This is a genomic window from Paenibacillus oenotherae (genome assembly GCF_019443105.1).
GTDB lineage: Bacteria > Bacillota > Bacilli > Paenibacillales > Paenibacillaceae > Paenibacillus_Z > Paenibacillus_Z oenotherae.
The window spans coordinates 66,991-92,216 of the sequence record NZ_JAHZIJ010000014.1 but is presented as its reverse complement, the minus strand read 5'-3'; the positions used below and the strand labels follow the sequence as shown (position 1 = coordinate 92,216).

Sequence of the window (25,226 nt, the reverse complement as noted above, 5' to 3'; positions counted from 1 at the left end):
ATGAACCAATTTGTCGCCATCCTTATAACGCTGTTCTTCCTTGGCCTCATCGTCCAGTTCACAGTGACGCACAAGCTGAAGGACCGTTATGCTTTTCTATGGCTCGTAACCGCCTCGGCAGGCGTTGTAGCCGCAATTTGCATCCCGCTGCTCAACCGTTTCGCGGTGTGGATCGGCATTGCATATATGCCTACCTTCGCATTTCTGGTCACCATTATATTCATACTGGGGCTGCTGGTCAGGCAGACAATCAGCCTGTCGAAGCAAGCCGACCGTATCAAGACACTTACACAGGAGTTCGCCGTACTGGAGAAGAAGATTAATGAACTGCAGAAACAAACAGAGGGACGTGAAACCAATTGAGCTTATTCCAATTCGGGCTTATTCTAGCCAATACACTGATGCTCGTTACAGGCCAATTCCTTTGGAAATACGGGCTTATGCAGCGGGACAAGCCTTTCGAGAGCTTGAGGACCATCATCGAGCTAATGTTCTCCCCTTATATTCTCGGAGGTCTGATGATCTACGGATTCGCAACCGTTCTGTGGCTCTATATTGTGTCCAAGGTCGATCTAAGCCTCGCTTATCCGATTCAAAGCCTGGCCTATATTATCTCCATCTTCGGCGCTTATTATATATTCGGCGAATCCCTGTCCGCTCTGAAAATTGTCGGCTGCCTGCTCATACTCGCCGGAGTGGCCTGTATCGGCCTGTCGGCGCGTTACGCTTAATTTAACCGATCACAAAGAACCTTCATAACCACTATAAAAAGTGGAGCTGAAGGTTCCTTTTTAACCCTAGTCCAGATGGGTGCGCCAGCTAACATTCCTGCGATTGTGCATCCTTTTGACCGTTTGTTTACCCAATTCACCTGAATTCCTGCGAACCTGCATCTTTTTTCCGTCCGAACTCTATATTGAGGGTAAAATAGCTGAAAAGCCTGCTCCATTGCAGGCTTTTCCTTCAAATCCTAGATTTCAGCGGGAAAACCTGCTCTTGAGCAGGCTTTCCGATTCGCTTACCGCCTCGCTGACGGTCTCACTTATCACCTCGCTGACTGTCTCGCTTACCGTCTCACTTACCGCCTCACTTACCTTGCCGCTTACCACAAACCATCACGCTTTACTTACCTCCGCATGATGTGTGATCTTTGTGACTAACCCTTAACCGCTCCCGCCGTGATCCCTGCTACGAAATAACGCTGCAGCAGAATAAACAGCACGATGATCGGCACAATTGCGATTAATGATCCTGCAAATACGATGCCCCACTGCGTCGTGTACTGGCCTTGAAAGTTGGCGAGCGCAATCGGCAGCGTCCGTTTCAACGGATCATTGATGATCGTCAGCGCCCAGGGAAACTCCTCCCACACAACAAGCGCATTAAATATCGTTGCCGGGACGAAGGCCGGCTTCGACAGCGGCAGGATGATTGCGGTGAACAGCTTGAACGCATTGCCTCCATCCATCTCTACCGATTCATCGATATCACGCGATATGGAATCGAAGAACCCTTTTAGCAGGAAGGTCGTGAATGGAATTCCTCCGGCGGCGTAGACCGTAATTAATCCCCAATGCGAGTCGAACATTCCTATCTCCCGGATGAGCATGAACTGCGGAATAATGAGCGTTAGGCTCGGAATGACCAGACTTCCCATCAGAATGGCGAAGATAAGCCGCTTCCCGCGGAATTGAAACCGGGAGAATGAGAACGCCAGCATGGAAGAGAAGCCGAAGATCAGCACAAAGCTCGCCATCGTAACGATAACACTATTAAGCATATAAACAGAGAAATTCTGACTGGCCCACGCCTCGGCAAAATTCGCCCATGTCAGCTCAGATGGAATGAGCTTGGGGGGAAATTCGAAGAGCAGGGTCATCGGCTTAAAGGCCGTCAGAACCATATAGATAAGCGGATATACCGAAAGCACTGCACCTGCTGTCAGCAATCCGTACAGAATAACCGATTTCCATATTCGCATCCTGTCCGCCTCCTTAGTCCCTTTTGTTCAACCGGAATTGAATGAATGTCAAGCCGGCAATCAAGACAGCGAACACGTAGGAAAGCGCTGATGCATACCCGAGATCATATTCCGTGAAAGCCTTCTGATACATCCACGTCAGCATAACTTCTGTTTCATGCATAGGCCCGCCGTTAGTAACCAGATAGACGGATGTGAAGACGTTAAAGGCGCCGATAATAAGCATAAGCTGGATAAACAGCGTCGTGGAACGGACAGCTGGCAGCGTAATATAGCGGATCTTCTGCCAGCCATTGCATCCATCCAGGGATGCTGCTTCATACATTTCCTTGGGCACGCCTTGCAGAGCGGCCAAATAAATGACCATCACCCATCCGACGCCCTTCCATATGCCGAGGAAGCTGATAACGAGCAGCGCCTTCATAGGATCGCTAAGCCAGCTGATCGTGGAATCCGTTAAGTGAAGTGTATCCGTAATGATATAATTCAACAGCCCTTGGTCGGTAAATACGAACTTGAATATCAATGAAGCTACGACCCATGATGTAATGACAGGCAAGAAATAGAACACCCGAAATACAGTCGTGCCTTTGCGATTCTGATAGAGGGCATAAGCAACCAGGAAGCCTAGAATCATCTGCCCCGGAACGGAAATAACCCCGTAAATGATAATATTGCGCAATGAAAGCCAGAAGACAGAATCCTGGAACACGTGAAGATAGTTCGCAAACCCGGTAAATGTCTTGTCGTTCAAGTTCGTCAGCTTGAAATCATAGAAGCTGAACAAGAAATTCCGCAGCAGCGGGTATAAGAGAAAGAACGAGAAGAACAGAAATCCGGGAGCGGCGAACAGGTACCCGGCAAGTCCACCTTTTTTGTTCATATATTGTAACTCCTTAGTGGAGAAGCGCCCGCCGTATTCTGTGCGAAGCGCTTCTCCTCTTGCTGTTATTGTTTTAACAATTCATCGATTTTGGCCGCAGCCTGATCCAGCTCGCTCTTAATGTCCCTGTCCGTCATGAAGATGGAGGACATCGTGTCATTAATGACCGTGTCGATCTGCGGCCATGCTGCGACCGGAGGACGTGCCTTCGACGTTTTCAACTGCTCAAGGAACGGTGCGAAATACGCGATGTTTTTGATCTCGCTATTCTCCATCGCCTTCAGATTCACAGGAATTTGGCCTACCTTGCCCATGCTGACCTGGGCGGCCTCTGAGGTAAGGAACTTCACGAATTTCCATGATTCCTCCCCGTTCTCCTTACTGAAGATTCCCAGATCTTCTCCGCCTAATACTTGTATGGAGCCAGCAGAGCCCCTAGGGAAGTACGCCGTTCCTGCCTTGAAGTCAGGGAATTGGGATTCAAACTGGGCGAATGCCCACGGCCCCTCTGCCATCATCGCATAGCTTCCTTGCGCATGGCCTTCCGTTACCGGAACATCCCCTGGCTTGAACCCGGCTATTTGGCCTGCCTGGGCAGCAGCTCTCAGCTTCGTCAGAATATCAACCGTTGCCGGACTGTTCAGATATCCTTGGGCTGTATCCATCGCAGGAGACAATACATCTCCGCCATTGCTCCATATCCACGGCAGTATATTCCAGCCCTGGAGAGCAGGTTCGCCAAAGCCCCATGCCTTGCCCGATTGTGCTTTGATCTGCGCGATTGCAGTGAAGAACTCCTCTGTCGTCTCCGGCGCTTTGCTCAGACCGCTGCCTTCCAGCATCGCCTTGTTCCAGAACAACACCTTCGTATTCGTATTAAGCGGCAGGCCATAATAATGGTCGCCGATTTTGCCTGTGGACAGCGGGCCCTCAAGAAGACCCTTCGCCGTCTCATCGAAGTCTGCGAACTTCTCATCCAATGCAACGAGCAATCCCTGCTTCTGGAATTCCGGAACCCAAATAATATCCAGTCTGGCCACATCTGGCAGATCATTGCTGCTGCCGCCGATTTGCAGCTTCTTATGAAGCTGATCCCACGGATAAGCAACCGCTTTCACTTTAATGCCTGGATTTGCTGCCTCGAACTGGGGAATAAGCTGCTCCGTCAATGTCTTTTCTTCCGGCGAGGCTGTGCTGTAATGATGCCAGAACGTAAGTGTCGTCTCTTTGCCCGATTTGCCGTCCGACCCTGTGCCATTATTGTTGCTGCCGTTCGTGTCCGATCCGCATGCCGCAAGCAAAGATAGAACGAGCAGAAGAGCAAGTGCACCTATATAAGACTTTATCTTCATAGAAGTACGCCCCTTATCGTATGTTATGGAATAACAAAACTTGTCTTGGACCTATCTCGGCAGGCCTGTCCGCTATCGTCGCATATCCGTCCGCAAGCTCGTCAGGACCGATCCCAAAGACCGGAAGGACAGTGTCCAGCTCTGCGCGCTCTAAAGAGAAATTCAGCAGCAAGGTTACTGTGTGGTCTTCCAAACGGCGCTTGATCGCATACAGCTCATAGCCTTCGGCATAGACCAGTTCCAGCTCTCCCTGCTGCAGAATGGAGTCCGACGTCTTGCGGGCAATCCATTGCTGCATTTGGCGCAGCAGCGGCAGTTCTGGCGCCACTGTGTCCCAAGGCATGCTGCCACGGCAGCCAGGGTCGTTCTCTCCTGTCATTCCCAGTTCATCACCATAATAAACGACAGGATTGCCCGGGAATACAAATTGGATCGCGAGCAGCAGCAGCAGATCCTCTTCCCGTTCCCCGCATCTGGTCAGAATGCGCTCCGTATCATGGCTGCCCAGCAGATTGAACATTTGGTGCAGCTCTGCAAGCGAATACCGGTGCGCCAGCCGGATGAGTCTTCCGTGAAATTGCTGAAGCGTAATCGAGCGGTCCAGCACATAATCGAACAGAATTGTCCGCAATTCATAGTTCATCACACTGTCGACGCCGCCTGACATCATCAGGGCCTTGGCATCGTACCAGATTTCTGCAATAATAAAAGCGTTAGGATTAACCGTCTTGACATACGATTTCAGCTCCCGCAAGAAGCTGATTTCAACCTCATCTGCGACATCAATTCTCCAGCCGTCAATGCCCGTTTCCTTCTGCCAAAAGGAGACGATATCAAAGACGAACTGCTTTACTTCGGGGTTTGATGTCCGCAGCTTGGGCATCCACTGATAATAGCCTACGGAATCATACCGTTCCTCGCTTCGCACCACCGGATATTCATTGATGTAGAACCAGTCCTTGTAGACCGAGCTTTCACCGCGCTGGACCACGTCCTGGAAGTAAGGATGATAATAACCGCAATGATTGAATACAAGATCAAGCACCACTTTAATATCGCGTTTATGGCATTCACTTACGAGCTCCCTGAGATCCTGAGCCGTTCCGAATTGCGGATCAATTTCGAAATAATCGACGGTGTCGTACTTGTGATTGGACCGTGAGGTGAAGATCGGATTCAGATAGAGCGCATTGATTCCGAGACTGCTTAGGTAATCCAGCTTGTCTATCATTCCACGCAGATCACCCCCCATGAAATTATCTCTTGTCGGCTCGCTGCCCCATGGCTCCGTTCCTTCCGGATTAATGGAGGCGTCCCCGTTGCAGAACCGCTCCGGGAAGATTTGGTACCACACCCGGCTGTTGATCCACTCCGGCTTGCTTACGATATCGCGGTCACCCGCATAGGAGAAGGAATAGCTCCCTTTCATCATGTTGGCTGCTTGAACGCCATCACCGCTCAACCATACCGTCTCACCGTCAATCTCGTATTGAAACGTATACTGAAGATACCGGATGCGGGCTTCCTCACCCTTCAATATTGTGCGGTAAAATGCCGTTCCATCCCCTTCGGCCCATTTCGTCATGGCCTGCTGCCGGATGCCGTACTGCTCAAGCTTGTACTTATTCCAGTGCACCAATTGCACATCCTGCGCATTGCGCGGCAGCCTAAGCCGTATTTCCAATTGCTGCAGAGACACCAAAGTTGTTTCTGTAATGGGATCATGTCCGTAATAGTTTGTCATTGCCATGTACCTCTATCCTTATAAACTAATTCACAATGCTGGTCGGAATACGAATCGATTGCGCCGGATCCGCTTCCTTGTTGATTAATGAAAAAAGTAAACCTGCCGCCTGCTTGCCCATCATCTCCAGATCAATCTCCACATAATGAACAGGATGCTTCAAATGACGGAACATCGGATAATTATCGAACGTGGCCAAGCTGATCTCCTTGAGCATAGGGTTGCCATGTTCCCAATCCAGCATCTCGAACAGCAGCTCATGCGTGCAGCATATGACCGCCTCGGGATTCTGTCCGCCGTCCCCTGCCTCACCTCCTTCAAAAGCTTTGAGTGCTCCTAATGAGTCCGCCTGCTCCATAATGCGAGCCTCCAGCCCACGCTGCTCCATAACCGCTTTATAGCCCTCCATGCGATCAGCGATGAACTTGTCCCGCCTGACCTCTGCTGCCCCGGCATACATCACGATGGAACGATGCCCCAATGCGATGAGCCGTTCTGTTAAAATTGCTGCGGCCTGCACGTTGTCGACATCAACCCACCGTACCCCCTCCTGCCGCAGCGAATGCTCTCCGATGATGACGAACGGCATCTCATGCTTCATCAGCAAATCGTAGTTGGCTTGGTTAAGCAGCGTATCCGGAAGCAGAAGTCCGTCTACCCGATGCTCTTCCACGATACGCTCGAACGTTGATTTACCGCCCTTCTTATCATGGTCGCTCATCATCAGGAACAAATATTCATTGTCATAGATCACGTCCTCGATCCCCTGCAGCACCTTGTAGAAGAACGGATTCGCAAACGCTTTCTTATCTGTGTAATCAAAGCAGAAGCCCACCGTAAACGTCTTGTTGAAAGCAAGCCCTCTGGCGATGGAGTTGGGAACATAATTATGTTCCTTCATAATCTTCTCGATCTTAAGCCGTGTCTTCTCGGAAATATTCGTGTTCCCGTTGAGCACCCGCGATACTGTCGCTTTGTTCACGCCCGCCAAATCGGCAATGTTCTGAATCGTTAATTTGGACATCCCTTCGTACTCACCTTCTCCTTCAATGCAACCGGTTGCATAATTAATTATATGAAATAAGCAGATTGAATGCAACAGTAATTTTGACTTGGCAAAATACGGCATCCACGCTGTGCAGGAATACCATCCCCCCTTGAGAGAGTATGCGTGAAATCCGCCAGATTCAAGTCTGCCTTCATTCTGCAAAAAAACATGATTGCCCCAGCAGCCGCAGCATATGCGGCTCTCCCGGAGAAATCATGTTCCGTTGAAAATTCAAGCTCTCATTGTCGTTGGCAAGCTGCCGCTAGCCCGTCACCATCTGCTCGCGGGCAAGCCGCAGCATGTAATGCTTGGCTCCTGTGCCTTCTCCTCTGCCCCCGCCATAAACGACGATGAGCAGCGTTTCCGTTTCCCGCGCGACGACGCCCTCGGACAAATACCGCTCCAGATCAAAGGGCAGCCGTTCGATGACCGCGTGCTTGTGCAGCTCCTTCTCCCCCAGCCCCAGCGTGCCAAAGGCTTCGGATACATCGCCCGGATGTGCGGCCAATTGCTGCATCCAGCCGCTCCATTCCGGCTTGTCCATCGTAAAGTCCCACCATACCTTGCGCGGCTTGTAATTGTGGTTCAAGAAATAATCCAGCTTCATCAGGCCAAGCGCCACATCAAGCTGCCATCCTGCGGACGGTTCGGTGAGCGGATTTGCAGACTGCTCTGCGGAAGAATTAGCGGATCGCTCCGCCGGCTCCGCAGAAACCGGCTTCGCATGATATTCCTCCAGAAAAGCCCACAGGCGGGAGAACAAATCCTCCAGCTGATGGCCGATTTTCTGCCAGCCGCGCCCTTCCCAATAGTCGCCGAACTGCTGGAAGAAATCGAAGGCGGAAGGAAAAGCGTTTCCCACCAGGTACAGCAGCGCATGATCCATCCGATGTGCATTCCAGTATTTCTCCAGCACATCCTCAACCCGCTTAATCCGTACCAGGTCCGAGAACGGCAGCAGGTTGTTGCCCAGCATTTCATAAGGGGCACGATCCATGTAGATGTAGCCGTACTTGTCAGCATCCAGACGCATGCCGGTTCCGCGCAGCATTTTGAGAAATCCAAGCTGCAGCTCCTCGGGGCGAAGCTCGAATACATCGTTGAACGTTTTGCGGAACGTGTTGTAATCCTCATGCGGCAGGCCCGCGATCAGATCCAGATGCTGGTCGATCTTGCCGCTTTCCTTCACCTTCATTACGGTACGGGTCAGCTTCTTGAAGTTCTGGCGCCGCTGCACCGCCTCGTTCGTAATGTCATTCGTCGATTGGACGCCAATCTCGAAGCGGAATATGCCCGGAGGCGCATGCTCGGCCAAATAATCGAGCACCTCAGGACGCATAATGTCCGCTGTAATCTCGAACTGGAACACTGTCCCCCGATGATTCTCAATGAGAAACTGGAAGATCTCCAGCGCATAGTCGCGTTTAATATTAAAGGTCCGGTCAACGAACTTGATCAGCTTCGCTCCGGAATCGATCAAGTACAGCAAATCCGCCTTCGTACGCTCCTTGTCAAAATACCGCACGCCCACCTCGATACTGGACAAGCAGAACTGGCAGCTGAACGGACAGCCACGGCTGGTCTCGAAATAGACCACCCGGCTGCCAAGGCTCGGCACATCTTCCGCGAAGCGATAAGGCGTTGGAAGTGAGGCCAGATCCAGCTTGGGACGCGGCGGATTGACAATAATCTTCTCGGTTCCATCGGCATCCAGCTTCCGGTACCCAAGCCCGAACACCATATGGAATTTCTGTGCATCACGAATTTCAGTCAACAGGTGATGGAAGGTCTCCTCCCCTTCGCCTACAACGATATAATCGACCTGCGGCAAACGCTCCAGCCAGAAGCCGGTATCATAGCTTACTTCCGGTCCGCCCAGTACAATGCGCAGTGATGGCTTGATTTTGCGAAGCATATCAATAACGGTAATCGTCTCTTCAATATTCCATATATAGCAGGAGAACCCGATAACATCAGGGTCGCGCGCGAACAAATCACCGACGATATTCATGGCCGGATCTTTGATCGTATACTCTGCAATATCGATGTCAAACTCATGAGCGCTATATGCCTTCAAGCAGCGGAGCGCCAACGAGGTGTGAATAAATTTTGCGTTTAATGTCGCCAGTACGACTTTCATCCTGCGTTCATTCCCTTATTAGTCATTTCAATCCTCCCGCTTGCCTTCAAGCAGCGCTTGGGCAAGCCCCGGGAGCCACCCCTATTGTACCGAATAAAACGAAAAAAAAGAAGGGCGTCCCTCCACGTATGCGCTCGACTGCGCCTGAAGGGACTGCCCACTCTCTGAATGATTCATGTATTAAGTGCGAACCTGCACGTGCATCTTATCTTTCCCTTGCATCTGAATAATCGGGTAACGGACACGCCATGTGCCGTCGCCGACAGCAGTCACTTCACCCGAAGCGAAGCCGCGCGGCTCGAAGCTGAACACCTGCTCGTAATAAACAGCTAGCTGTATTTTATCATCCGGCAGCATCCGCATGAGCTCATATCCGGCATCGATCGCCCAGTAGCGGAAATCATCATTGGACTTGTTGCCGTACAGCATATAGAATGACGGATCCATAACGGCCGTGATGACGAGCCAGCCCTGCGAGTCCCGTGTCACTTCCCAGCGCTTCAGCTCTGTCGAGCCCTCGGACGCTCCTATGAAACCGAACTCTTCCTTCATCAGGTCCCTGATCTCCTCATTCGTCGCGCCCTTCAAGCTGTCAGGCAGCCGCTTATCCAGGAAGGCTATCTTGGCCGGAGGCTGCTCCTCCAGCTCGTAGAGCAGGTCAGAGACCCCTGACACAGACACGGCAAAATTCAAATTGGCCTGCGTGCCCTCCATGCCCGACGTTGTAATGCCGACAAGCTCTCCGTATACATTGAACAAGCCGCCGCCAGAGCTGCCGTGATCAATCGGAACACTGATCTGATACCCTCTTGTCAGTCCGGAATAGTCAATATTGCTTATAATTCCTTCTGATGCCGTATTCTGAAGGCCGAGCGGACTGCCGATTGCAACGACTTTGTCCCCCTTGCGTTCCGTATAGCCGCTTCCCAGAATGACCGGATTGATATACAGCGGTTCTTTGGTCTGAATAATAGCCAGGTCCGCCTCTTCGTCATAGATCACGATACCTTCAATATCGATGGTCTCGCCGTTGTTCGTCGTCACTTTGCCCGCCTGCGCATCCTGCATTACATGATGATTCGTCACGATCCACTTCTCTCCGATGACAACGCCGCTTCCCTGTGCGACATCGGTAGAGATCATGACGACCTTAGAGTCATTCATGCCGACAATTTCACTTGTCGTCAGCTTCGTGGAGTAATCTGCTTCCTCCCAGTCCAGCTCATCTTCTTCATAGTCATCATTAGCTTGTGATTCAGTCGGATAATTCCCTGCCGAATAGATATGGACAGCATGAGAAGCTGTGTCCATATGGACTTTAGCTCCAAGCGCCTCGCCTACGAACCGCAGCGGCACCATTGTCGCTCCGCCAATCTGCTGTACGGGAACGGTCAACTGCACCGATTTCCCTCCTATAACTGCGTGCTTGGCACCGACCTGAAGCGTGATGGTCGTATAATCCTTCTTCGCGATAATCGTCTTCGTCGTCGGCTCCCATGCGACATCCGCCTTGAGCGCAGTGAAGATCTGGCGCATCGGCACAAGAGTGATTCCCTTCTGCACAACGGGATTCGGGGAGATGCTCAGTCTCTTCCCATCCACATAGACTTGCAGTGCAGCGGCTTGGGTGGCAATCGTCTTGCTGGACGCGGCAGCATGTGCGGCAGTACCTCCAAAGCCTGCCAATGGAGCGGCAATGATGCCGAATGCGAGAACAGATAAGAGCAGCGTTTGCTTCAACTTGTTGTCTTTCACCAGTGCGTTCCTCCAATAATCCCCTAAATTTCATTTGTCGTTATCGTATCACCGGCTATCTAGTTTGTCTATCAGATTCGAGCAACGGGAATGACTGTTTCATAGAACCCTGATAGGATGCCGTTCCGCCCTGTCTACTTCCCTTCTATCGCCTCAAGCAGCAATTTAATATACAGATCCAGCTGAATCTTGATCTCTGCGAATGTCTTGGGCACCTTATGCGGCGGGTCAAAGGCTTTGGTCATGAAACAGATATGCTCCACCATAGCATCCAGATCTCCGATCCGGTACCGCCCCTGCTCGATTCCGAGCCCCAGCGCATCTCTGAGCAAGTGCGTATGATTGTCAAAATAGGTCTGTCCCCCCTCCTGGACGATGTCTTCCTTGCGGAGATAGGGAATGATCTTGATTGCATCGGGAAATTCCTCGTAGAACCGGAACATATCCTTCGCTTTGTTCTCAATGATGCGCTGCAGCCGCCGGGACGGATCTTCAATTTGCGACACCTCGCGAATAAGCCCCTCTTGAGAGGCAAGAAGCGAATTCATGCCGATTCGTATGAGCAGCTGCTCCTTATTTTTGAAATATAAATAGATCGTCCCCTTCGCTATGCCGACATTTTGCGCAATTTCGTCAACCGTCGTTTTTTTGAACCCATATTTGGAGAAGAGCTCCTGTGCTGCTTGCACAATCAGCACTCTCTTCTGCGGGTCCATTAATTTAGGCATGGTGCGACACTCCTCCATTAATGTAAATGCTCGCTACCTGTTTACTCCCATTTGAATGTGAAGCTGGCGACAATAAAGGCCACGATCAGCCATCCGCCAAGCAGCAGCGCCTCGCTCCACAGCTGGGTCAATCCCGCCCCGACGTTCATAATCTGCCTTAGCGAAGTGCTTAGATGCGCAATTGGCAGCAGGTTGACGACAGGCTGCAGATAAGCGGGCATGCTGCTGATCGGGAAGAATACACCGCCAAGGAACATCATTGGGAATGAGACAAAGCCGGCAATCGGCCCCGCACTCTCCGGCGTCTTGGCGAGCCCGGCGATAATAAAGCCGATGGCCATGAACGCAAGCGTGCCAACGATGACGAAGCCGATCAGCAGCAGCCATGAGCCATTGACCTGTGTGCCGAACAGCAGTGATGATACGAGCAGCACGATGATGGCTTGCGCGCCGTTCAGCAGCAGCCTCGCCGTAATTTGCGCTGCGATGAATGATGACGGGTGAAGCGGGGTGCTCTGCATCCGGCGCAGTATGCCGCGCTCGCGCCAGGAAGCAATCTGACCGGCAACACCGTTCAAATTATTGGACATAATCATCATGGCTACAATGCCCGGAACGAGAAAATCAATATACTGAAGCTCCAGCGATTGCACGCCGACCGAATCGAGAACAACAACGGGCGAGTAATGGACAAGCGCCTTGCTCAGGCCATCCGTTACCTGCTCCATTGCATTGATAGCAGACTGTGCCTTGATTGCTTGTGTCTGATCATAGTACAGAAGGAGCTTCGCCTGCGTGCCGCTGGCGATAGATTCCGGTGTCATCGATGCGCCGAAGCCGCTAGGGATAATAATGATAACCCCCTTCTTGCCCTCCTTCAGCTCATTCATAGCCTCTTCCTTGTTCTCCGCCGGTTCAAGACGGAGAATCTCCTTCTGTCCTTCGAGCGCTGCGATGACCGTCTTAGAGCCTTCGCTGCCCCCGTCCTCATCGTAATAGTACCCGTCAATCGACCCGCCCCCGCTGCCTCCGGCGAAGGAGCCCAGCATAACCATAAGAAATATGGGAAAAGCAAGCGTCCAGAACAGCACCTGCTTGTTGCGCGCGAACAGCCGGAGCTGGGCGAGCGTTAGTTGTGTATAGGATTTCATGATTCTCTAAGGCTCCTTCCGGTCATATGAATGAACACATCTTCCAGCGTCGCAGTTCTGGTCAACAGGTCGGTGAACTGAATCCCATCCCGCTCCGTCAACGCTACAAGCCCGGTCAATGCCGACTGCAGCTGATCCGTATAAAGGACATAGCTGTCCTTGCGGAATTCAGCTTGCCGCACCCCTTCGATCCCCTGCATGCTGTCAAGCAGCTCCGACCTGCGTTCCTCCGGCATCGTATCCAGCGCGGGTACGCGGAACTCTATCGCACTCTCCGATTCCAGGCTGCGGATGAGATTGCGCGGCGTATCGAGCGCGACAATCGACCCGCGATCCATCAAGCAGATGCGGTCGGACAGCAGCTCGGCTTCATCCATATAATGAGTCGAGATGATAATCGTCTTCCCTTGATCGCGCAGCTTAAGAATAATATCCCACAGCGTCCGCCTCGCCTGGGGATCGAGACCTGTAGTTGGCTCATCGAGAAAGACGACCTGCGGATCATTGACGAGAGCAAGCGCAATAGCAAGCCGCTGCTTCTGTCCGCCGGACAGATTTTTGACGCGGTCATTCAGCTTTTCAGACAAGGTGACACTATCAAGCAAGGGTAGAATAGGCAAAGTAGGCACATGATAGAAGCTTGCATACATCGCCGTAATTTCTTTTACAGTCAGAAGATCGAACAGAGAGGTCGATTGCAGCTGCACCCCGATAACTTCCTTCACCTTGCTCAGCTGTGTGCGTGTATCATAGCCTGCGACCCGCGCAACTCCCTCATCAGGCTGGCGCAGCCCCTCGATCATCTCCATCGTCGTTGTTTTGCCCGCTCCGTTGGGGCCGAGAAGACCGAAGATCTCCCCCCGCTTAACCTGAAACTGGATTCCGTTTACCGCCGTGAATGTGCCGTACCTTTTGACCAGACCATCGACCTCGATAATATTGGGCTGCTCAGCCGATACGTCCCCGTGCGGCGCTTGCGCATACTCTTTCATTAATGCTTACCTCCGTTTCAACTGCGATAAGGTCAAATATTAATAGATTGGTATTATTATACTTCAGCAGATAGATAGAATGGAAATAAACACCTCGTAAACCTTCCAGGCAGCCATAGATACGCGGAAAATCAAAGGCCACATAGCAATTGCGGAATGGTTCATGCTATATTGGGGGTATTGAATAGAGGACGGTGTGAGCAGACGAATGAATAAAAGAAGATCAGCAGCAGGGCGTCAGACGAATGAGAGCAAGCGGATGGGGAGCGCTCCCAGACCTCCAGCCAGGCCGCAGCAGCGAAGCGGACGCCAAGAGGGGACGGGCAATCGTCCTGATGTCAAATCATTCACAGTACAGGAGCCGGGCGAGCTTCTCGCCTTTCTGATCGCTTCCCTGAAGCATACAGGCAGGAATGCCATCAAATCGATGCTCTCCCGCGGACAAATCACGGTCAACGGCAGCGTCGCTAAAGTATACAATTATCCGCTGCAGCCGGGGCATACAGTTATGGTGAGCAAGGAGCGGATTATGGAAGAGGAGCCAATGATCGGCCTTGCTGTCCTGCATGAGGATGAGCATATTATCGTCGTCAAGAAGGAATCGGGCCTGCTGTCCATCGCTTCGGATAAGGAGAATGAGCTGACCGCCTACCGCCAGCTTACGGCACATGTCCGGAAGAAGGACGCGAAAGCCCGGATTTTCGTAGTTCACCGCCTGGATCGCGATACGTCGGGTGTGATGATGTTCGCCAAGAGCGAGCAGGTACAGCAGACCTTGCAGAATGCCTGGGGAGATATGGTGCAGGAACGGACTTATATCGCCTTGGTGGAGGGCGCTGTCAAGAAGGAGACGGGCACGATCAAATCATGGCTGAAGGAAAGCAGCACGCTCAAGATGTATTCCAGTCCTTATCCCAATGACGGACAGCTTGCGATAACCCACTACAAAATGCTGCAGGCTAACCGAAATTTCACCCTGCTGGAAGTTCATCTCGAAACCGGACGGAAGAATCAAATTCGGGTTCATATGGAGGAAATCGGCCATCCCGTCGTCGGCGACAAGAAATACGGGGCCAAATCGAAGGCAATCGGCAGACTCGGCCTGCATGCCAGTGTACTCGCATTCGTGCATCCCGTAACGGAGCAGCTGATGCGCTTTGAAGTGCCGGTTCCCAAGACATTCCTTGCTCCATTCCGGGAACCTGCAGCCACATAGAACAGGCTGTCCAGAAAGCCCTTGTTGGAAATCGCAACTTCCACTTTAAGAAGCTGTACGATGTGGCATGACTGCGAGCATGGGACTGTTGACATACTCCTCTCCTGAGGTCGATCCGTCATTCAAACGCCGAGACATGCGAGTTGCGAGCTACTAGATACGAGATACGAGATACGAGATGCGAGCTAGGCGAAACCTGCGAAACGGCATTTATTTGCGCGTTTCTGACCCCATGAAGGTGAAATGCCTGCCAGAGAGCAGGTATTTCACCTTCATTTCCCCTTAACAGCCGATTTTTCTCCAAATTCATGCTTCATCGCAGGAATTTAACCATTATGGCGTCTTGCAACCGAAATTCATGCACATTCGCAGGCTTTTACTCCGTCACGCTGCCTTCAAAACAGTTGGAGAAGGAGTTGTCCTGAGAGCTGTTGGATGATTTCAGATAAAGTCCCACTTAGACTCCCTATACAACGAAAAAGAAGCTTCCAATCCCACTTTTTAGTGGTTTGGAGGCATCTTTCACATCATTCGGGACCGATTCTTTGGATATTGGACTTTTCGTACAGCCCCGTTGAATTATGCCGAAGGCGAGCTCGCTGATCCTGTCGCCGCCGCTGCGTGCCTGCCAAGATATCCGTCCAATTGATCCGCCGGATTCATTACGCTGCTGCCATGACATACCTCCAGCCGCTTAGGTCTCAGCTTGCGGACGATGGCGCTGCTCCGCAGCGCTTCCGCCATATCAGCGGTGAACATCGGCATTGGCCGATTCAGCTTTCCCCTCTTCGATGTGAACAAATCCCCGGCCAGCAGCACGCCATCCTTCTCATGATAATACACCACATGCCCCGGTGAGTGTCCCGGCGTCAAGTAAGGCTGCAAGCTTCCGAATGGCAGCAGTTCTCCGGAAGCGGATTGCGGCAGCGGGACAGCCAGGCCAGCGGCAACGGATTGCGCTGCCTTCTTGCGCCTCGGGTAAGGCAGCTTTCCCTCCATGTAAGGCATTTCAATGCGATGCGCATAGACAGGAACTGTCGTATGCCGCAGGATGCCTTTGACCGCTCCAACATGATCGGAATGCCCATGTGTAAGCACAATCGCCTTGAGCGGCCCGAGCCCCAGCTTCTCGATCGCCGACAAAATTCCCTTCGTCATGGACGAAATCCCCGCATCAACAAGGACAACACCGTCCGCTTCCTTTACGAGCCACACATGAACCGGAATAAGCAGCCACGTTTTCAAACTCCAAATATTATCTGACAACCGCACAATTTTCATCAGAATCACTCCGTTCCGCTTTTTGTAACCACTGGTTATTAACCGTTGGTTATAATATAACCAACGTTATCAACTATGTCAATCGTTATTCCGCACATCAAGAGTTCAGCCCTCCGTGCCCCAGACGGAGAGCATGCCGTTTATGAATTCCCAGCGAGCTCTTGATCCTTGCATGCGGTCATTCAGCCTCTCCGCTGCTTAATACTGTTTGGCTTCGCCGCCCGTCACAAGCAATAAAGAAATCCTGCGTAAGTGCAGGAATTTCAGAGAAAAAGAGTTGCAGGGAGTAGAATGCCTGCGATTGTGCAGGAATATGCGATCCATTTCAGCCGATAGGGGAAAAGGCGACGAAATACCTGCGCTTTGGCAGGCATTCATTCTTCATTGAGCTGAAACGAGAAAAAGCCTGCTTTTACGCAGGAATGCTCAGCCGTTATGGATTCACCGCGAGTTCTTGATCCTTGCATGCGGCCATTCAGCCTCTTCGCCTGCTTAATAAAATGATGTTCCGGTGAATATATAGCAGTGTACGGACAATTTTCAGGGGGGAGATCCATTATGATGCACAGACATGTCTACCGAGTATGGAATATCGTTGGAATTATCGCCGTTATCATCGTCAACTTGCTTGCCGTCCTGCTGCCTCTCAATGACAAAACGACGGGAGAGCTGTCGGCCAAGCACCCTGTGTTGATTACGCCAGCGGGGTATGCTTTTTCGATCTGGAGCCTTATCTACCTGCTATTGATTGGCTTTGCGATCTACCAGGCTACACGCTCCGGCGCGAGAAAAGAGCGTGTCCTCAGCATCGGGCCGTGGTTTCTCATCAGCTGTCTATTTAATATTGCATGGATATTCGTCTGGCATTATGAATGGGTGACGAGCAGCGGATTTATTATGATCGCTCTCCTGCTTACACTCATCGTCATTTATCGCCGCGTCCACTTGGCTTCTCCTTCACCCGCTCTCGTGGAGCGTCTTGTTGTGCAGCTGCCTTTCAGCATCTACCTGGGGTGGATCAGTGTCGCCACAATAGTGAATATTAGTGTGGTTCTCGATCACATAGGCTGGGACCGCTTCGGACTCACTGATACGGCCTGGACGATTATTATGCTGGCCGTTGCTGTTATTCTCGCGCTTGCAGTGGGCTTCAAGTTCCGCGATCCCTTCTACATGCTGGTGTTTGTATGGGCACTCAGCGCTATTGCAGTCAAGCAAGAGCATCTTAATGAAACCGTTGCGGCCTCGGCATGGATCGGAGCTGCACTAATACTCGTGGCAGCATTTATCCTGGTAATCCTAACATTCCGGCAGAGGAAGATTTATTGAAATATTGCGAAATTGTAAAGAAAAAGAAGCATCACGCAGAAAAACGGAAAAAACATAGGCTCAATGATATTTTATAGATTATTCTGAATATTTACAAAATTAATAATCACTTGTACACTTGACCTATATCATTCAAAGAATACTTCTTCACGGAATGAGGAAGCGTTCTGATCTTGAAGGAGATGAATGATATGAATGATATGAATGCATCGAGAGGGGATAGTCCAATGAAGAAGGTAAGCGAAGCATGTCCCTTTTGATTGATTGCGGAAAGGAGCTAGCAGGCAATGACTTGCTTGCGGGACATGTGGGTGCCAAGAGCTGATTGCATGGATGAGTCTTTCGATACTGAACCATTAAGAAGAGTGAAATTAAATTGGCAACGGAAGTTGTTTGAATGGAGTGCAGGTAATAATTGAATAGGATAACATGGTTTACATAGGAGATTTGGTTGTCAGCGGACAAGCAAATCTCCTATTTACGTTGTCTTCTAGTTCCAAACTCCCCGTTCTTTAGAAGGAATCTGAACGAAAACTGTCGAATTGAATCTACTATTCCCAACTAATTCGACAGGAGCGATTGCACCCATTATGGAATTACAGACAGCCTATTCATCCTCTTCATCGATTAAGAAAGGCGCACTCCTCTTATTAGCTGCGATCATGATCGGCATATCCATTCTCGCCGTCGCGTCCTCGCTTGCAGAGGCTTCCGCAGAAAAGCCGATCGTCAATCCTAAACAGGTATATACATATACGCAAATGTCCAAGGATCTTCAGGCCCTTGCTTCCCGCTATCCGGATCTGATCCGCCTCAGCTCTGCCGGAGAGAGCGAATACGGACGCAAGCTATGGACAGTCGATATCGGCCACGGTCCAGCGATCGTTATGCTGAACGGCTCTCATCATGCCCGCGAGTGGATGACGACCATCACTCTGATGGTTCAGGTCGAGCAGTTGGCACAGGATTACAACAAATCCGCAGCCGTTAGAGGCTACAATGCACGCGACCTGCTCCAACACGTCACCTTCCGCATCGTGCCGATGGTGAATCCTGATGGCGTCAGTCTGCAGCAATCCGGACTTTCTGCTTTTCCTGCCTCCGCCCATGCTTCCCTGATCCAGATGAATGGCGGAAGCAGGAACTTCAAGCGCTGGAAAGCAAACGGAAAGGGAATTGATCTGAATAGGCAATATCCCGCTGGCTGGTCGACCATTCGCAATCCCGCCGCTGCTCCCTCTTATATGAATTACAAGGGCAAACAGCCCCTTCAGGCCAAAGAAGCGCGGGCCATGTACGAGCTTACCAAAGCAACGATGCCGGAGCTTTCGCTCGCCTACCACTCCTCCGGAGAGATTCTGTTCTGGAATTACAAAACAAAGGCTGAGAATGTTCAGCGCGACAAGCTTATTGCTACCGCTTACGGAAATCTGACAGGATACCGTCTAGTCGCACCTCAAGCCAATCCTTCAGGCGGCGGCTATACGGACTGGTTTATTACCGAATTCGGACGTCCCGGCTTGACGCCAGAGCTTGGACGCACTGCTGGCGAGACGAATGTTCCGCTATCACAATGGAATTATATTTGGGGCAAACAAAAGCATACGATCTGGTATGTTGCCGAGGAAGGCTACAAGCTGTGGATGGCACGCCAGCAGACGGTCGCATACGAAACTGATATTCGCCTGACAAGCCCAGCGAACAGCTATCTCTGGCCGGACTTGAAGTCCAGGAAGCTTGGCAAAGTCTATGCGGGACGTTACAAAGCAACGAGACAGCGGGGCAATTGGCTGGAGATTCAAACCTCAACAGGCGCGCGTTGGATATCATCCAGTTCGGTATTAGCAGGTCCTTTCGAACCGCTGGCATATTCGGAAGCAAAGATTGCGACGGGTACAGCTGCATATGATACACCGAAGGCCACCAGTACGATAAAATCAACTTTAGCTGGTCAGACGGTTACATTGCTAGAGAAGTGGAACGGCTGGCTGCTCGTGAAAGCAAAGGAAGGCACGTTCTGGATTCGCGAATCTGATGCGGCAGCAGTCCTTCAGCCAGAGCAAGAGCAGGAACAGAAGTCGGAATCAGGATCAGCATCAGCATCAGCATCAGCATCAGCATCAGCATCAGCATCAGCATCAGGAGATGATACTGAACCATCACCCCAAGGGACAAATACTACACCGTCTCATCCAGCACAGTTTGAGACCACTGCTGCATGAACAGAAAAGGACTATTCCCTCCATTCTTGAGAGGGAATAGTCCTTTCATTTTCAGTTCAAACAAGAGGAAGAACAACAGAGCGGAGCAGAGGGAATGATTCTGAAGAAGTGTCAGCGCTCGCCTTTGTTCCCGGAATTCCACCATAAACATCTCAATTCAAGAATTCCGGGAACAACAGCGATCGTAAGAACATTCCCCTGCGCAGCGGCTCTTTGTTCTTATCCATTGTTCCTATTCCCCTGAGAGGCTGCTGTCCTTCAGAATAACATCGTGAGCGCCGCCCTCCACGATACTCGTCGCGGAGACAAGCGTAATACGCGCTGTCCGGTGCAATTCCTCGATTGATTTCGAGCCGCAGTTGCACATCGTGGACTTGATTTTGTGAATCGTCCGGTCAAGATTCTCCTGGAGGCTGCCCGCATAGGGAACATAGGAATCAACGCCCTCTTCGAATACGAGACTTTCCTTGCCGCCCGTATCATACCGCTGCCAGTTGCGCGCCCGGTTGGAGCCCTCTCCCCAGAATTCCTTCACAAAATTCGTTCCGACCTTCAGCTTCCTCGTCGGACTCTCGTCAAATCGGGCAAAATAACGGCCCATCATAACAAAATCAGCACCCATCGCCAGAGAAAGCGTAATGTGATAATCATGAACGATTCCGCCATCCGAACAGATCGGTACGTAGATGCCCGTCTCCTTGAAGTATTCGTCACGCGCCGCAGCAACCTCTATAAGCGCTGATGCCTGTCCTCTGCCGATCCCTTTTTGCTCCCTTGTTATACAGATCGAACCGCCGCCGATACCCACTTTAATGAAGTCAGCTCCCGACTCAACCAGGTAGAGGAAGCCTTCACGGTCAACAACATTGCCCGCACCAATCTTCACGTTCGTATTCGCCTTCACATATTGAATCGTTTCCCGCTGCCATTCACTGAATCCGTCGGACGAATCGATAACGACCACATCAACGCCTGCCTCGGCAAGTGCCGGAACACGTTCCATATAATCCTTTGTATTGATGCCCGCACCTACAATATAGCTCTTATTGGCATCCAGCAGCTCGTAAGGATTCTCCTTATGGGCATCATAATCTTTGCGGAATACAAGGTAATCCAGTTTCTGCTCCTTGTCCACGATAGGCAGACAGTTCAGCTTATGCTCCCAGATCAGGTCGTTCGCTTCCGACAATGTGATGCCGGTAGTCCCGTAGATCAACGAGGAGAATGGCGTCATGAATTCACTAACCCGCTTCGTCAAAGGATCACGGCTGATCCGATAATCTCTGCTCGTCACGATCCCCAGCAGCTTGCCCTGAGGCGATCCGTTATCGGTAACGGCAACCGTTGAATGACCTGTCCGCTCCTTAAGCTCCAGCACATCCTTCAGTGTATGATCCGGCGTCAGATTCGAGCGGCTTACGACGAATCCTGCTTTATAAGCCTTTACCTTCCGTACCATCGCCGCCTGATCCTCTATCGACTGCGAACCGAAGATGAATGATATGCCTCCAGCTCTTGCCAGCGCAACCGCCATCCGATCATCGGAGACAGCTTGCATAACCGCAGATGCGAATGGGATGTTAAGCGAGACGGACGGCTGTTCCCCTGCTTTGAATTTGACAATCGGCGTTCTCAGACTTACATTGCCAGGGATGCAATCCTTCGTCGTCAAATTCGGCACGAGCAAAAACTCACTGAACGTGCGTGACGGCTCCATATAGTAGAAAGCCATTCTCTCTCATCCTCCTTGGATTCTCTTTTGTTGGTCGAGCATGTTATCCGTGCAATAATAGAAGCTCTTCAGATAAATTCTCAAAATCATATCACATGGATGGCAATCAATCAACCATTCCTGTTCCCAAGCAGCTCCAGAGCTTTAATCCTCTGCGGATCCGCCGCCTTGAATTTCTCAGCCAGCTGCTCCGTCAGCTTATACGCGGTCTTGTCATTCATCATACCGGTCACCGGCAATGAATGATCCCTTTGATACTGCTTTACAGCTTCAGCTGTGACCGCATCATAGATCCCCATCTCAGCATTCGCAAGATATCCCAGCGTTTGCAGCATTTGCTGCACGGTCTCCACCTGTTCGCCATAATTGCCCTGCTGAAGCTGCAAGCCTGAAGGCAGCATGGGCAGCATCGAATAGGCCGGAGCAGCAACAGGTACAGTAGGCTCGATGCCCTTCTTATGAATCCATTGTCCGTCCGCCGACCGCCACTGCGCTTCCGTCAGCTTGAGCACTGAGCCGTCACCCAGCTGTCTGAAATTCTGCACAATCCCTTTGCCGAACGTCTTCTCGCCGATGACCTCCGCATGGGCAGTCGCCTTCAGCGCGGCTGTCAGCACCTCTGAGGAGCTGGCGGAATGGCCGTCAACCAATACTGCAAGCGGCAGCGTCCATGGTGTCTTCTGCTCGGACTTATGCGTAATGACACGCTTCTCTCCTTTATAGACAACCTGAACGATAACCTCGTCCTTAGGCACGAAATGGCTTGCGATTTCGATCGTTGGATCAAGCAATCCGCCCGGATTGCCCCGCAGGTCGATCAAGAGCGCCTTCATTCCTTTCCCTGTAAGGGATTGGAGCGCTTGATTGAACTCGTCTCCCGTCTTCTCAGCGAAGCGGGTGATGACGATCTGGCCCACACCATTGTCCATCATCTCATAGGTAACCGTATGTACCGGAACCGCTCCCCGCTTCACCATTATATCGAGCGGCTCCGTCAACCGCTCGCGGCGCACCGTCATCTTCACCGTCGTTCCTTCCTCGCCTTGCACAAGCTTCTTCAGGTCTGCTAGCTCGATTCCTTTCGTCGCCTTCCCGTCCACCTCAATAATCGCATCTCCGGCCCTTAGCCCCGCTTTCTCCGAAGGAGCGCCCTTAATAATTTCTTCAATGATAAATTCGCCATCCTGCTCGCGGATCTCCACTCCAATGCCGACAATATGATCACTGTAGGATTGCACATACTTCTCGCCTCTATCACCGATCAAATAGACAGAATAAGGATCCTCCAGCGAAGCGACCATTCCTTCTGCCGCTCCGTCCACCAGTTCCTTAGCATCTGCGCCCTCAAGATAATTAGACATAATTTCATCATACGTATACGCCAAATTGCGGAAGGTCGATTCCTGCATGATGGGGTATTGGATCAGGACCGATACGCGGCCTCCAATAAATCCGAGCACGCATGCGGCAACGATAATTAATCCTATTTTGACGCCCTTGCGCTGCTTTACCGCTTTCTCGCTGAACATACTCATTCCCATCTCTCCGTTCTGCCCTGAAAATCTGTATATGATCTTTGTCTCTGCTTACAGATTCCTGGCTACCGTTATCACTTTATCTTATTCAGGTCACTGCTGCAAGCAGCCCATCTGGAACCTCTTCATGAAGGAGATAGTACTTGTCCGATGCGCCCGTTTAAAGGTACAATCAATGAAAAATAAGATAGAGAGAGAAGGAGCAGGAGCAGCCACCATGTACAAACTAATTGCGATTGATATTGATGATACTTTATTGACAGATGACCTCATCGTGACGGAAGGGACGAAAGCAGCACTAGCCGAGGCCATTCGCAGCGGTGTATTCGTCACTCTGGCCACAGGCCGGATGTTTCCTTCCGCCAAGAAGATTGCCAATCAGATCGAGCTGAATGTTCCGATTATTACGTACCAGGGCTCGCTCGTTAAGACATTGCTGGATGAGCAGGTGCTGTATGAGCGAAGCGTACCGCTCGATGCGGCCAAGCAGCTGCTGTCATTCTGCCTGGAACGCGGCCTTCACCTGCAGCTGTATGTGAATGATATTCTGTATGTGCGGGAGGATAACGAGAAAGCCCGCGCTTATGCGACGCTGACGAATATTCCTTTTGTAATCGAGTCGGATCTCGACAAGCTGATCGCGCTCCCCTCCACGAAGATGCTGATCATCGACGAGCCAGCCTATCTGGATGAGCTCGCCGTAGAGCTTGCGCCATTAATCGGCGACCGTGTGCATATTACGAAGTCCAAGGCGCACTATCTGGAATTTACGCATAAAGAAGGAACGAAGGGCCATGCGATCGAATTCATGGCTGCGCATATCGGCTGTACAATGGATGAGGTCATTGCAATCGGGGACTCTTGGAATGATCATGAAATGATCGAGGTAGCAGGACTTGGCGTAGCCATGGACAACGCGGTTCCAAGACTGAAGGAGCTTGCAGATTATATTACGAAATCGAACAACGACGAAGGTGTTCGTCATGTTATCGAGAAGTTTGTTCTGAATCGGGCCTGACGGAGCTGCACGCCTGCCATCTAGACGGTGGCATAGGTCAGTATCGCAAGTGCAATAGAGGTTACTGCAAGAGCGGCGAGCGCTTTGAGCTTGGCCGCTTTTATTTTGCGCAGGCTTACATTCAATCCAAGACCGACCATAGCCATTGTCAGCAGCAATGTCGTCAGCGTTGAAATTCCGTTCATCATTCCCGCAGGCACGACAATGCTATTCCCCAGCACATAGGTGCCAAACAAGCTCATCAGCATGAATCCGAGCAGAAACCACGGGAACTGGATTCCAGCGCTTCTGCACTGGCTGCCCTCCTTCCTTCTCATCCACACCATCAGCACCAGACTTAACGGCACGAGCAGGAATACCCTTCCCAGCTTCGCGAGCAAGGCGGTGGCCAGAGCATCTTGACCTGCTGGCGCTGCCGCTAAGGCAACATGAGCGATTTCATGCAGACTTGCCCCTGACAATATGCCGTACTGTACATCCGTTATGCCCGCATAGGGACGCAGAATCGTATAGCCCACTGCGAATACAGTGCCGATTAGTGCGATTAGTCCAGCGCCAACTGCGGTATCCTCCTCCTTTGCCTTCAAAATGGGGGAAACAGCTGCAATTGCAGCTGCACCGCAAATGCCTGTTCCGATTCCGAGCAGCAGCGATAAGGAGAGGTCGGCTTTGAACCATTTTGCCAGCAGCAGGGTCAGGCCTACCGCGAATAGAACAACCACAAGATCACGCAGCAGCAGTCCAAGCCCCTGTTGAAAAATAACGATAATGTTCAGCTTCAGGCCGAACAGAATAATAGCGAGCCGCAGCAAGCTTTTGCTGGCAAACCCAATGCCCGTACGGAATTGCTCGGGGTAACCCCGGAAGTGGCGATAGAGGACAGCAAGCAGTATCGCGCAGGCCATAGGTCCAATCACATGCAAGCCTGGAATGCCGCTCAATCCATACCCAAGCAAAGCGGTCAGCAATGTAAAGCCAATCCCCCCGCCCCAACTCACTAAGGCCGAAGGAATGCCGCCAAGCTCATGATGAGGAACTGTTTTGGTATATAAATCCGCCATGGGAACCACCCTCTGTTGTAGGATGCTCTAATCGTAAGCCAATTGCATGAATAAGAAA

20 protein-coding genes are annotated in these 25,226 nt (G+C 51.3%); 6 read left to right on the top strand and 14 right to left on the bottom strand.

All coding sequences use genetic code 11. The features are described from left to right. Both K0T92_RS17875 and K0T92_RS17870 read left to right on the top strand, forming a co-directional pair. A complete protein-coding gene (locus K0T92_RS17875; RefSeq protein ID WP_219873835.1) occupies positions 1-363 on the top strand; it encodes a DUF2304 domain-containing protein in 363 nt (120 codons plus the stop codon). Continuing rightward, the gene (locus K0T92_RS17870; protein WP_219873834.1) at positions 360-731 is read left to right on the top strand and encodes an EamA family transporter; all 372 of its coding nucleotides are present in this window, start codon (positions 360-362) and stop codon (positions 729-731) included. Before K0T92_RS17875 ends, K0T92_RS17870 begins: the two co-directional genes overlap by 4 nt. Before the next feature lie 425 nt (positions 732-1,156). Here K0T92_RS17870 and K0T92_RS17865 read toward each other — a convergent pair whose 3' ends face one another. The 10 genes from K0T92_RS17865 to K0T92_RS17820 all read right to left on the bottom strand — a co-directional run bounded on the left by K0T92_RS17865 (position 1,157) and on the right by K0T92_RS17820 (position 13,774). Beyond that, on the bottom strand, positions 1,157-1,981 hold the full coding sequence (locus K0T92_RS17865; protein ID WP_219873833.1) for a carbohydrate ABC transporter permease: 825 nt from the start codon (positions 1,979-1,981) through the stop codon (positions 1,157-1,159). Positions 1,982-1,994: 13 nt separating this feature from the next. Next, positions 1,995-2,864, bottom strand: a complete 870-nt coding sequence (locus tag K0T92_RS17860) for a carbohydrate ABC transporter permease (protein WP_219873832.1) — start codon at positions 2,862-2,864, stop codon at positions 1,995-1,997. A 65-nt stretch (positions 2,865-2,929) separates the two neighbouring features. After that, the gene (locus tag K0T92_RS17855) at positions 2,930-4,216 is read right to left on the bottom strand and encodes an extracellular solute-binding protein (RefSeq protein WP_219873831.1); all 1,287 of its coding nucleotides are present in this window, start codon (positions 4,214-4,216) and stop codon (positions 2,930-2,932) included. 13 nt (positions 4,217-4,229) lie between these two features. After that, a complete protein-coding gene (locus tag K0T92_RS17850) occupies positions 4,230-5,966 on the bottom strand; it encodes a glycoside hydrolase family 13 protein (RefSeq protein WP_219873830.1) in 1,737 nt (578 codons plus the stop codon). Between the two features lie 19 nt (positions 5,967-5,985). Then, positions 5,986-6,984, bottom strand: coding sequence for a LacI family DNA-binding transcriptional regulator (locus tag K0T92_RS17845; protein WP_219873829.1), 999 nt, complete (start codon positions 6,982-6,984; stop codon positions 5,986-5,988). A 286-nt stretch (positions 6,985-7,270) separates the two neighbouring features. After that, positions 7,271-9,148: a B12-binding domain-containing radical SAM protein gene (locus K0T92_RS17840; protein WP_219873828.1), complete on the bottom strand. Its 1,878-nt coding sequence runs from the start codon at positions 9,146-9,148 to the stop codon at positions 7,271-7,273. A gap of 180 nt (positions 9,149-9,328) precedes the next feature. Then, positions 9,329-10,903 (bottom strand): stalk domain-containing protein, encoded by a 1,575-nt coding sequence (locus tag K0T92_RS17835; protein ID WP_219873827.1) that lies wholly within the window; start codon positions 10,901-10,903, stop codon positions 9,329-9,331. Positions 10,904-11,037: 134 nt separating this feature from the next. Beyond that, complete coding sequence (locus tag K0T92_RS17830; RefSeq protein WP_219873826.1) at positions 11,038-11,631, bottom strand: TetR/AcrR family transcriptional regulator; 594 nt, start codon at positions 11,629-11,631, stop codon at positions 11,038-11,040. A 41-nt stretch (positions 11,632-11,672) separates the two neighbouring features. After that, complete coding sequence (locus tag K0T92_RS17825; RefSeq protein WP_219873825.1) at positions 11,673-12,782, bottom strand: ABC transporter permease; 1,110 nt, start codon at positions 12,780-12,782, stop codon at positions 11,673-11,675. Then, on the bottom strand, positions 12,779-13,774 hold the full coding sequence (locus K0T92_RS17820) for an ABC transporter ATP-binding protein (RefSeq protein WP_219873824.1): 996 nt from the start codon (positions 13,772-13,774) through the stop codon (positions 12,779-12,781). The genes K0T92_RS17825 and K0T92_RS17820 overlap by 4 nt, the downstream gene beginning before the upstream one ends. Before the next feature lie 208 nt (positions 13,775-13,982). On the opposite strand from K0T92_RS17820, the gene K0T92_RS17815 reads away from it, so the two are divergent. Further along, positions 13,983-14,990 (top strand): RluA family pseudouridine synthase, encoded by a 1,008-nt coding sequence (locus tag K0T92_RS17815; RefSeq protein ID WP_219873823.1) that lies wholly within the window; start codon positions 13,983-13,985, stop codon positions 14,988-14,990. A gap of 579 nt (positions 14,991-15,569) precedes the next feature. On the opposite strand, the gene K0T92_RS17810 is transcribed toward K0T92_RS17815, so the two are convergent. Beyond that, complete coding sequence (locus K0T92_RS17810; protein WP_219873822.1) at positions 15,570-16,271, bottom strand: MBL fold metallo-hydrolase; 702 nt, start codon at positions 16,269-16,271, stop codon at positions 15,570-15,572. A 558-nt stretch (positions 16,272-16,829) separates the two neighbouring features. Between K0T92_RS17810 and K0T92_RS17805 the strand changes: the two genes are divergently transcribed. Continuing rightward, positions 16,830-17,600 (top strand): TspO/MBR family protein, encoded by a 771-nt coding sequence (locus K0T92_RS17805; protein WP_219873821.1) that lies wholly within the window; start codon positions 16,830-16,832, stop codon positions 17,598-17,600. Between the two features lie 590 nt (positions 17,601-18,190). Beyond that, positions 18,191-19,822: a M14 family metallopeptidase gene (locus K0T92_RS17800; RefSeq protein ID WP_219873820.1), complete on the top strand. Its 1,632-nt coding sequence runs from the start codon at positions 18,191-18,193 to the stop codon at positions 19,820-19,822. A 232-nt stretch (positions 19,823-20,054) separates the two neighbouring features. Here the strand turns inward: K0T92_RS17800 and K0T92_RS17795 are convergent, their stop codons facing one another. Then, positions 20,055-21,554, bottom strand: coding sequence for an IMP dehydrogenase (locus K0T92_RS17795; RefSeq protein ID WP_219873819.1), 1,500 nt, complete (start codon positions 21,552-21,554; stop codon positions 20,055-20,057). A 110-nt stretch (positions 21,555-21,664) separates the two neighbouring features. Continuing rightward, on the bottom strand, positions 21,665-23,089 hold the full coding sequence (locus K0T92_RS17790) for a S41 family peptidase (RefSeq protein ID WP_246628246.1): 1,425 nt from the start codon (positions 23,087-23,089) through the stop codon (positions 21,665-21,667). 217 nt (positions 23,090-23,306) lie between these two features. On the opposite strand from K0T92_RS17790, the gene K0T92_RS17785 reads away from it, so the two are divergent. After that, positions 23,307-24,107 (top strand): Cof-type HAD-IIB family hydrolase, encoded by an 801-nt coding sequence (locus tag K0T92_RS17785; protein ID WP_219873818.1) that lies wholly within the window; start codon positions 23,307-23,309, stop codon positions 24,105-24,107. Positions 24,108-24,127: 20 nt separating this feature from the next. On the opposite strand, the gene K0T92_RS17780 is transcribed toward K0T92_RS17785, so the two are convergent. Continuing rightward, on the bottom strand, positions 24,128-25,168 hold the full coding sequence (locus tag K0T92_RS17780) for a YeiH family protein (protein ID WP_219873817.1): 1,041 nt from the start codon (positions 25,166-25,168) through the stop codon (positions 24,128-24,130). Between the last annotated feature and the right edge of the window lie 58 nt (positions 25,169-25,226).

Bases quoted from the DNA above. Each gene is read 5' to 3' on its own strand.
- K0T92_RS17865 (WP_219873833.1), bottom strand. From the start codon at position 1,981: ATGCGAATATGGAAATCGGTTATTCTGTACGGATTGCTGACAGCAGGT.
- K0T92_RS17815 (WP_219873823.1), top strand. From the start codon at position 13,983: ATGAATAAAAGAAGATCAGCAGCAGGGCGTCAGACGAATGAGAGCAAG.
- K0T92_RS17820 (WP_219873824.1), bottom strand. From the start codon at position 13,774: ATGAAAGAGTATGCGCAAGCGCCGCACGGGGACGTATCGGCTGAGCAG.
- K0T92_RS17850 (WP_219873830.1), bottom strand. From the start codon at position 5,966: ATGGCAATGACAAACTATTACGGACATGATCCCATTACAGAAACAACT.
- K0T92_RS17785 (WP_219873818.1), top strand. From the start codon at position 23,307: ATGTACAAACTAATTGCGATTGATATTGATGATACTTTATTGACAGAT.
- K0T92_RS17780 (WP_219873817.1), bottom strand. From the start codon at position 25,168: ATGGCGGATTTATATACCAAAACAGTTCCTCATCATGAGCTTGGCGGC.
- K0T92_RS17875 (WP_219873835.1), top strand. From the start codon at position 1: ATGAACCAATTTGTCGCCATCCTTATAACGCTGTTCTTCCTTGGCCTC.
- K0T92_RS17830 (WP_219873826.1), bottom strand. From the start codon at position 11,631: ATGCCTAAATTAATGGACCCGCAGAAGAGAGTGCTGATTGTGCAAGCA.
- K0T92_RS17810 (WP_219873822.1), bottom strand. From the start codon at position 16,271: ATGAAAATTGTGCGGTTGTCAGATAATATTTGGAGTTTGAAAACGTGG.
- K0T92_RS17860 (WP_219873832.1), bottom strand. From the start codon at position 2,864: ATGAACAAAAAAGGTGGACTTGCCGGGTACCTGTTCGCCGCTCCCGGA.
- K0T92_RS17840 (WP_219873828.1), bottom strand. From the start codon at position 9,148: ATGAAAGTCGTACTGGCGACATTAAACGCAAAATTTATTCACACCTCG.
- K0T92_RS17795 (WP_219873819.1), bottom strand. From the start codon at position 21,554: ATGGCTTTCTACTATATGGAGCCGTCACGCACGTTCAGTGAGTTTTTG.
- K0T92_RS17825 (WP_219873825.1), bottom strand. From the start codon at position 12,782: ATGAAATCCTATACACAACTAACGCTCGCCCAGCTCCGGCTGTTCGCG.
- K0T92_RS17800 (WP_219873820.1), top strand. From the start codon at position 18,191: ATGGAATTACAGACAGCCTATTCATCCTCTTCATCGATTAAGAAAGGC.
- K0T92_RS17805 (WP_219873821.1), top strand. From the start codon at position 16,830: ATGATGCACAGACATGTCTACCGAGTATGGAATATCGTTGGAATTATC.
- K0T92_RS17855 (WP_219873831.1), bottom strand. From the start codon at position 4,216: ATGAAGATAAAGTCTTATATAGGTGCACTTGCTCTTCTGCTCGTTCTA.
- K0T92_RS17845 (WP_219873829.1), bottom strand. From the start codon at position 6,984: ATGTCCAAATTAACGATTCAGAACATTGCCGATTTGGCGGGCGTGAAC.
- K0T92_RS17790 (WP_246628246.1), bottom strand. From the start codon at position 23,089: ATGAGTATGTTCAGCGAGAAAGCGGTAAAGCAGCGCAAGGGCGTCAAA.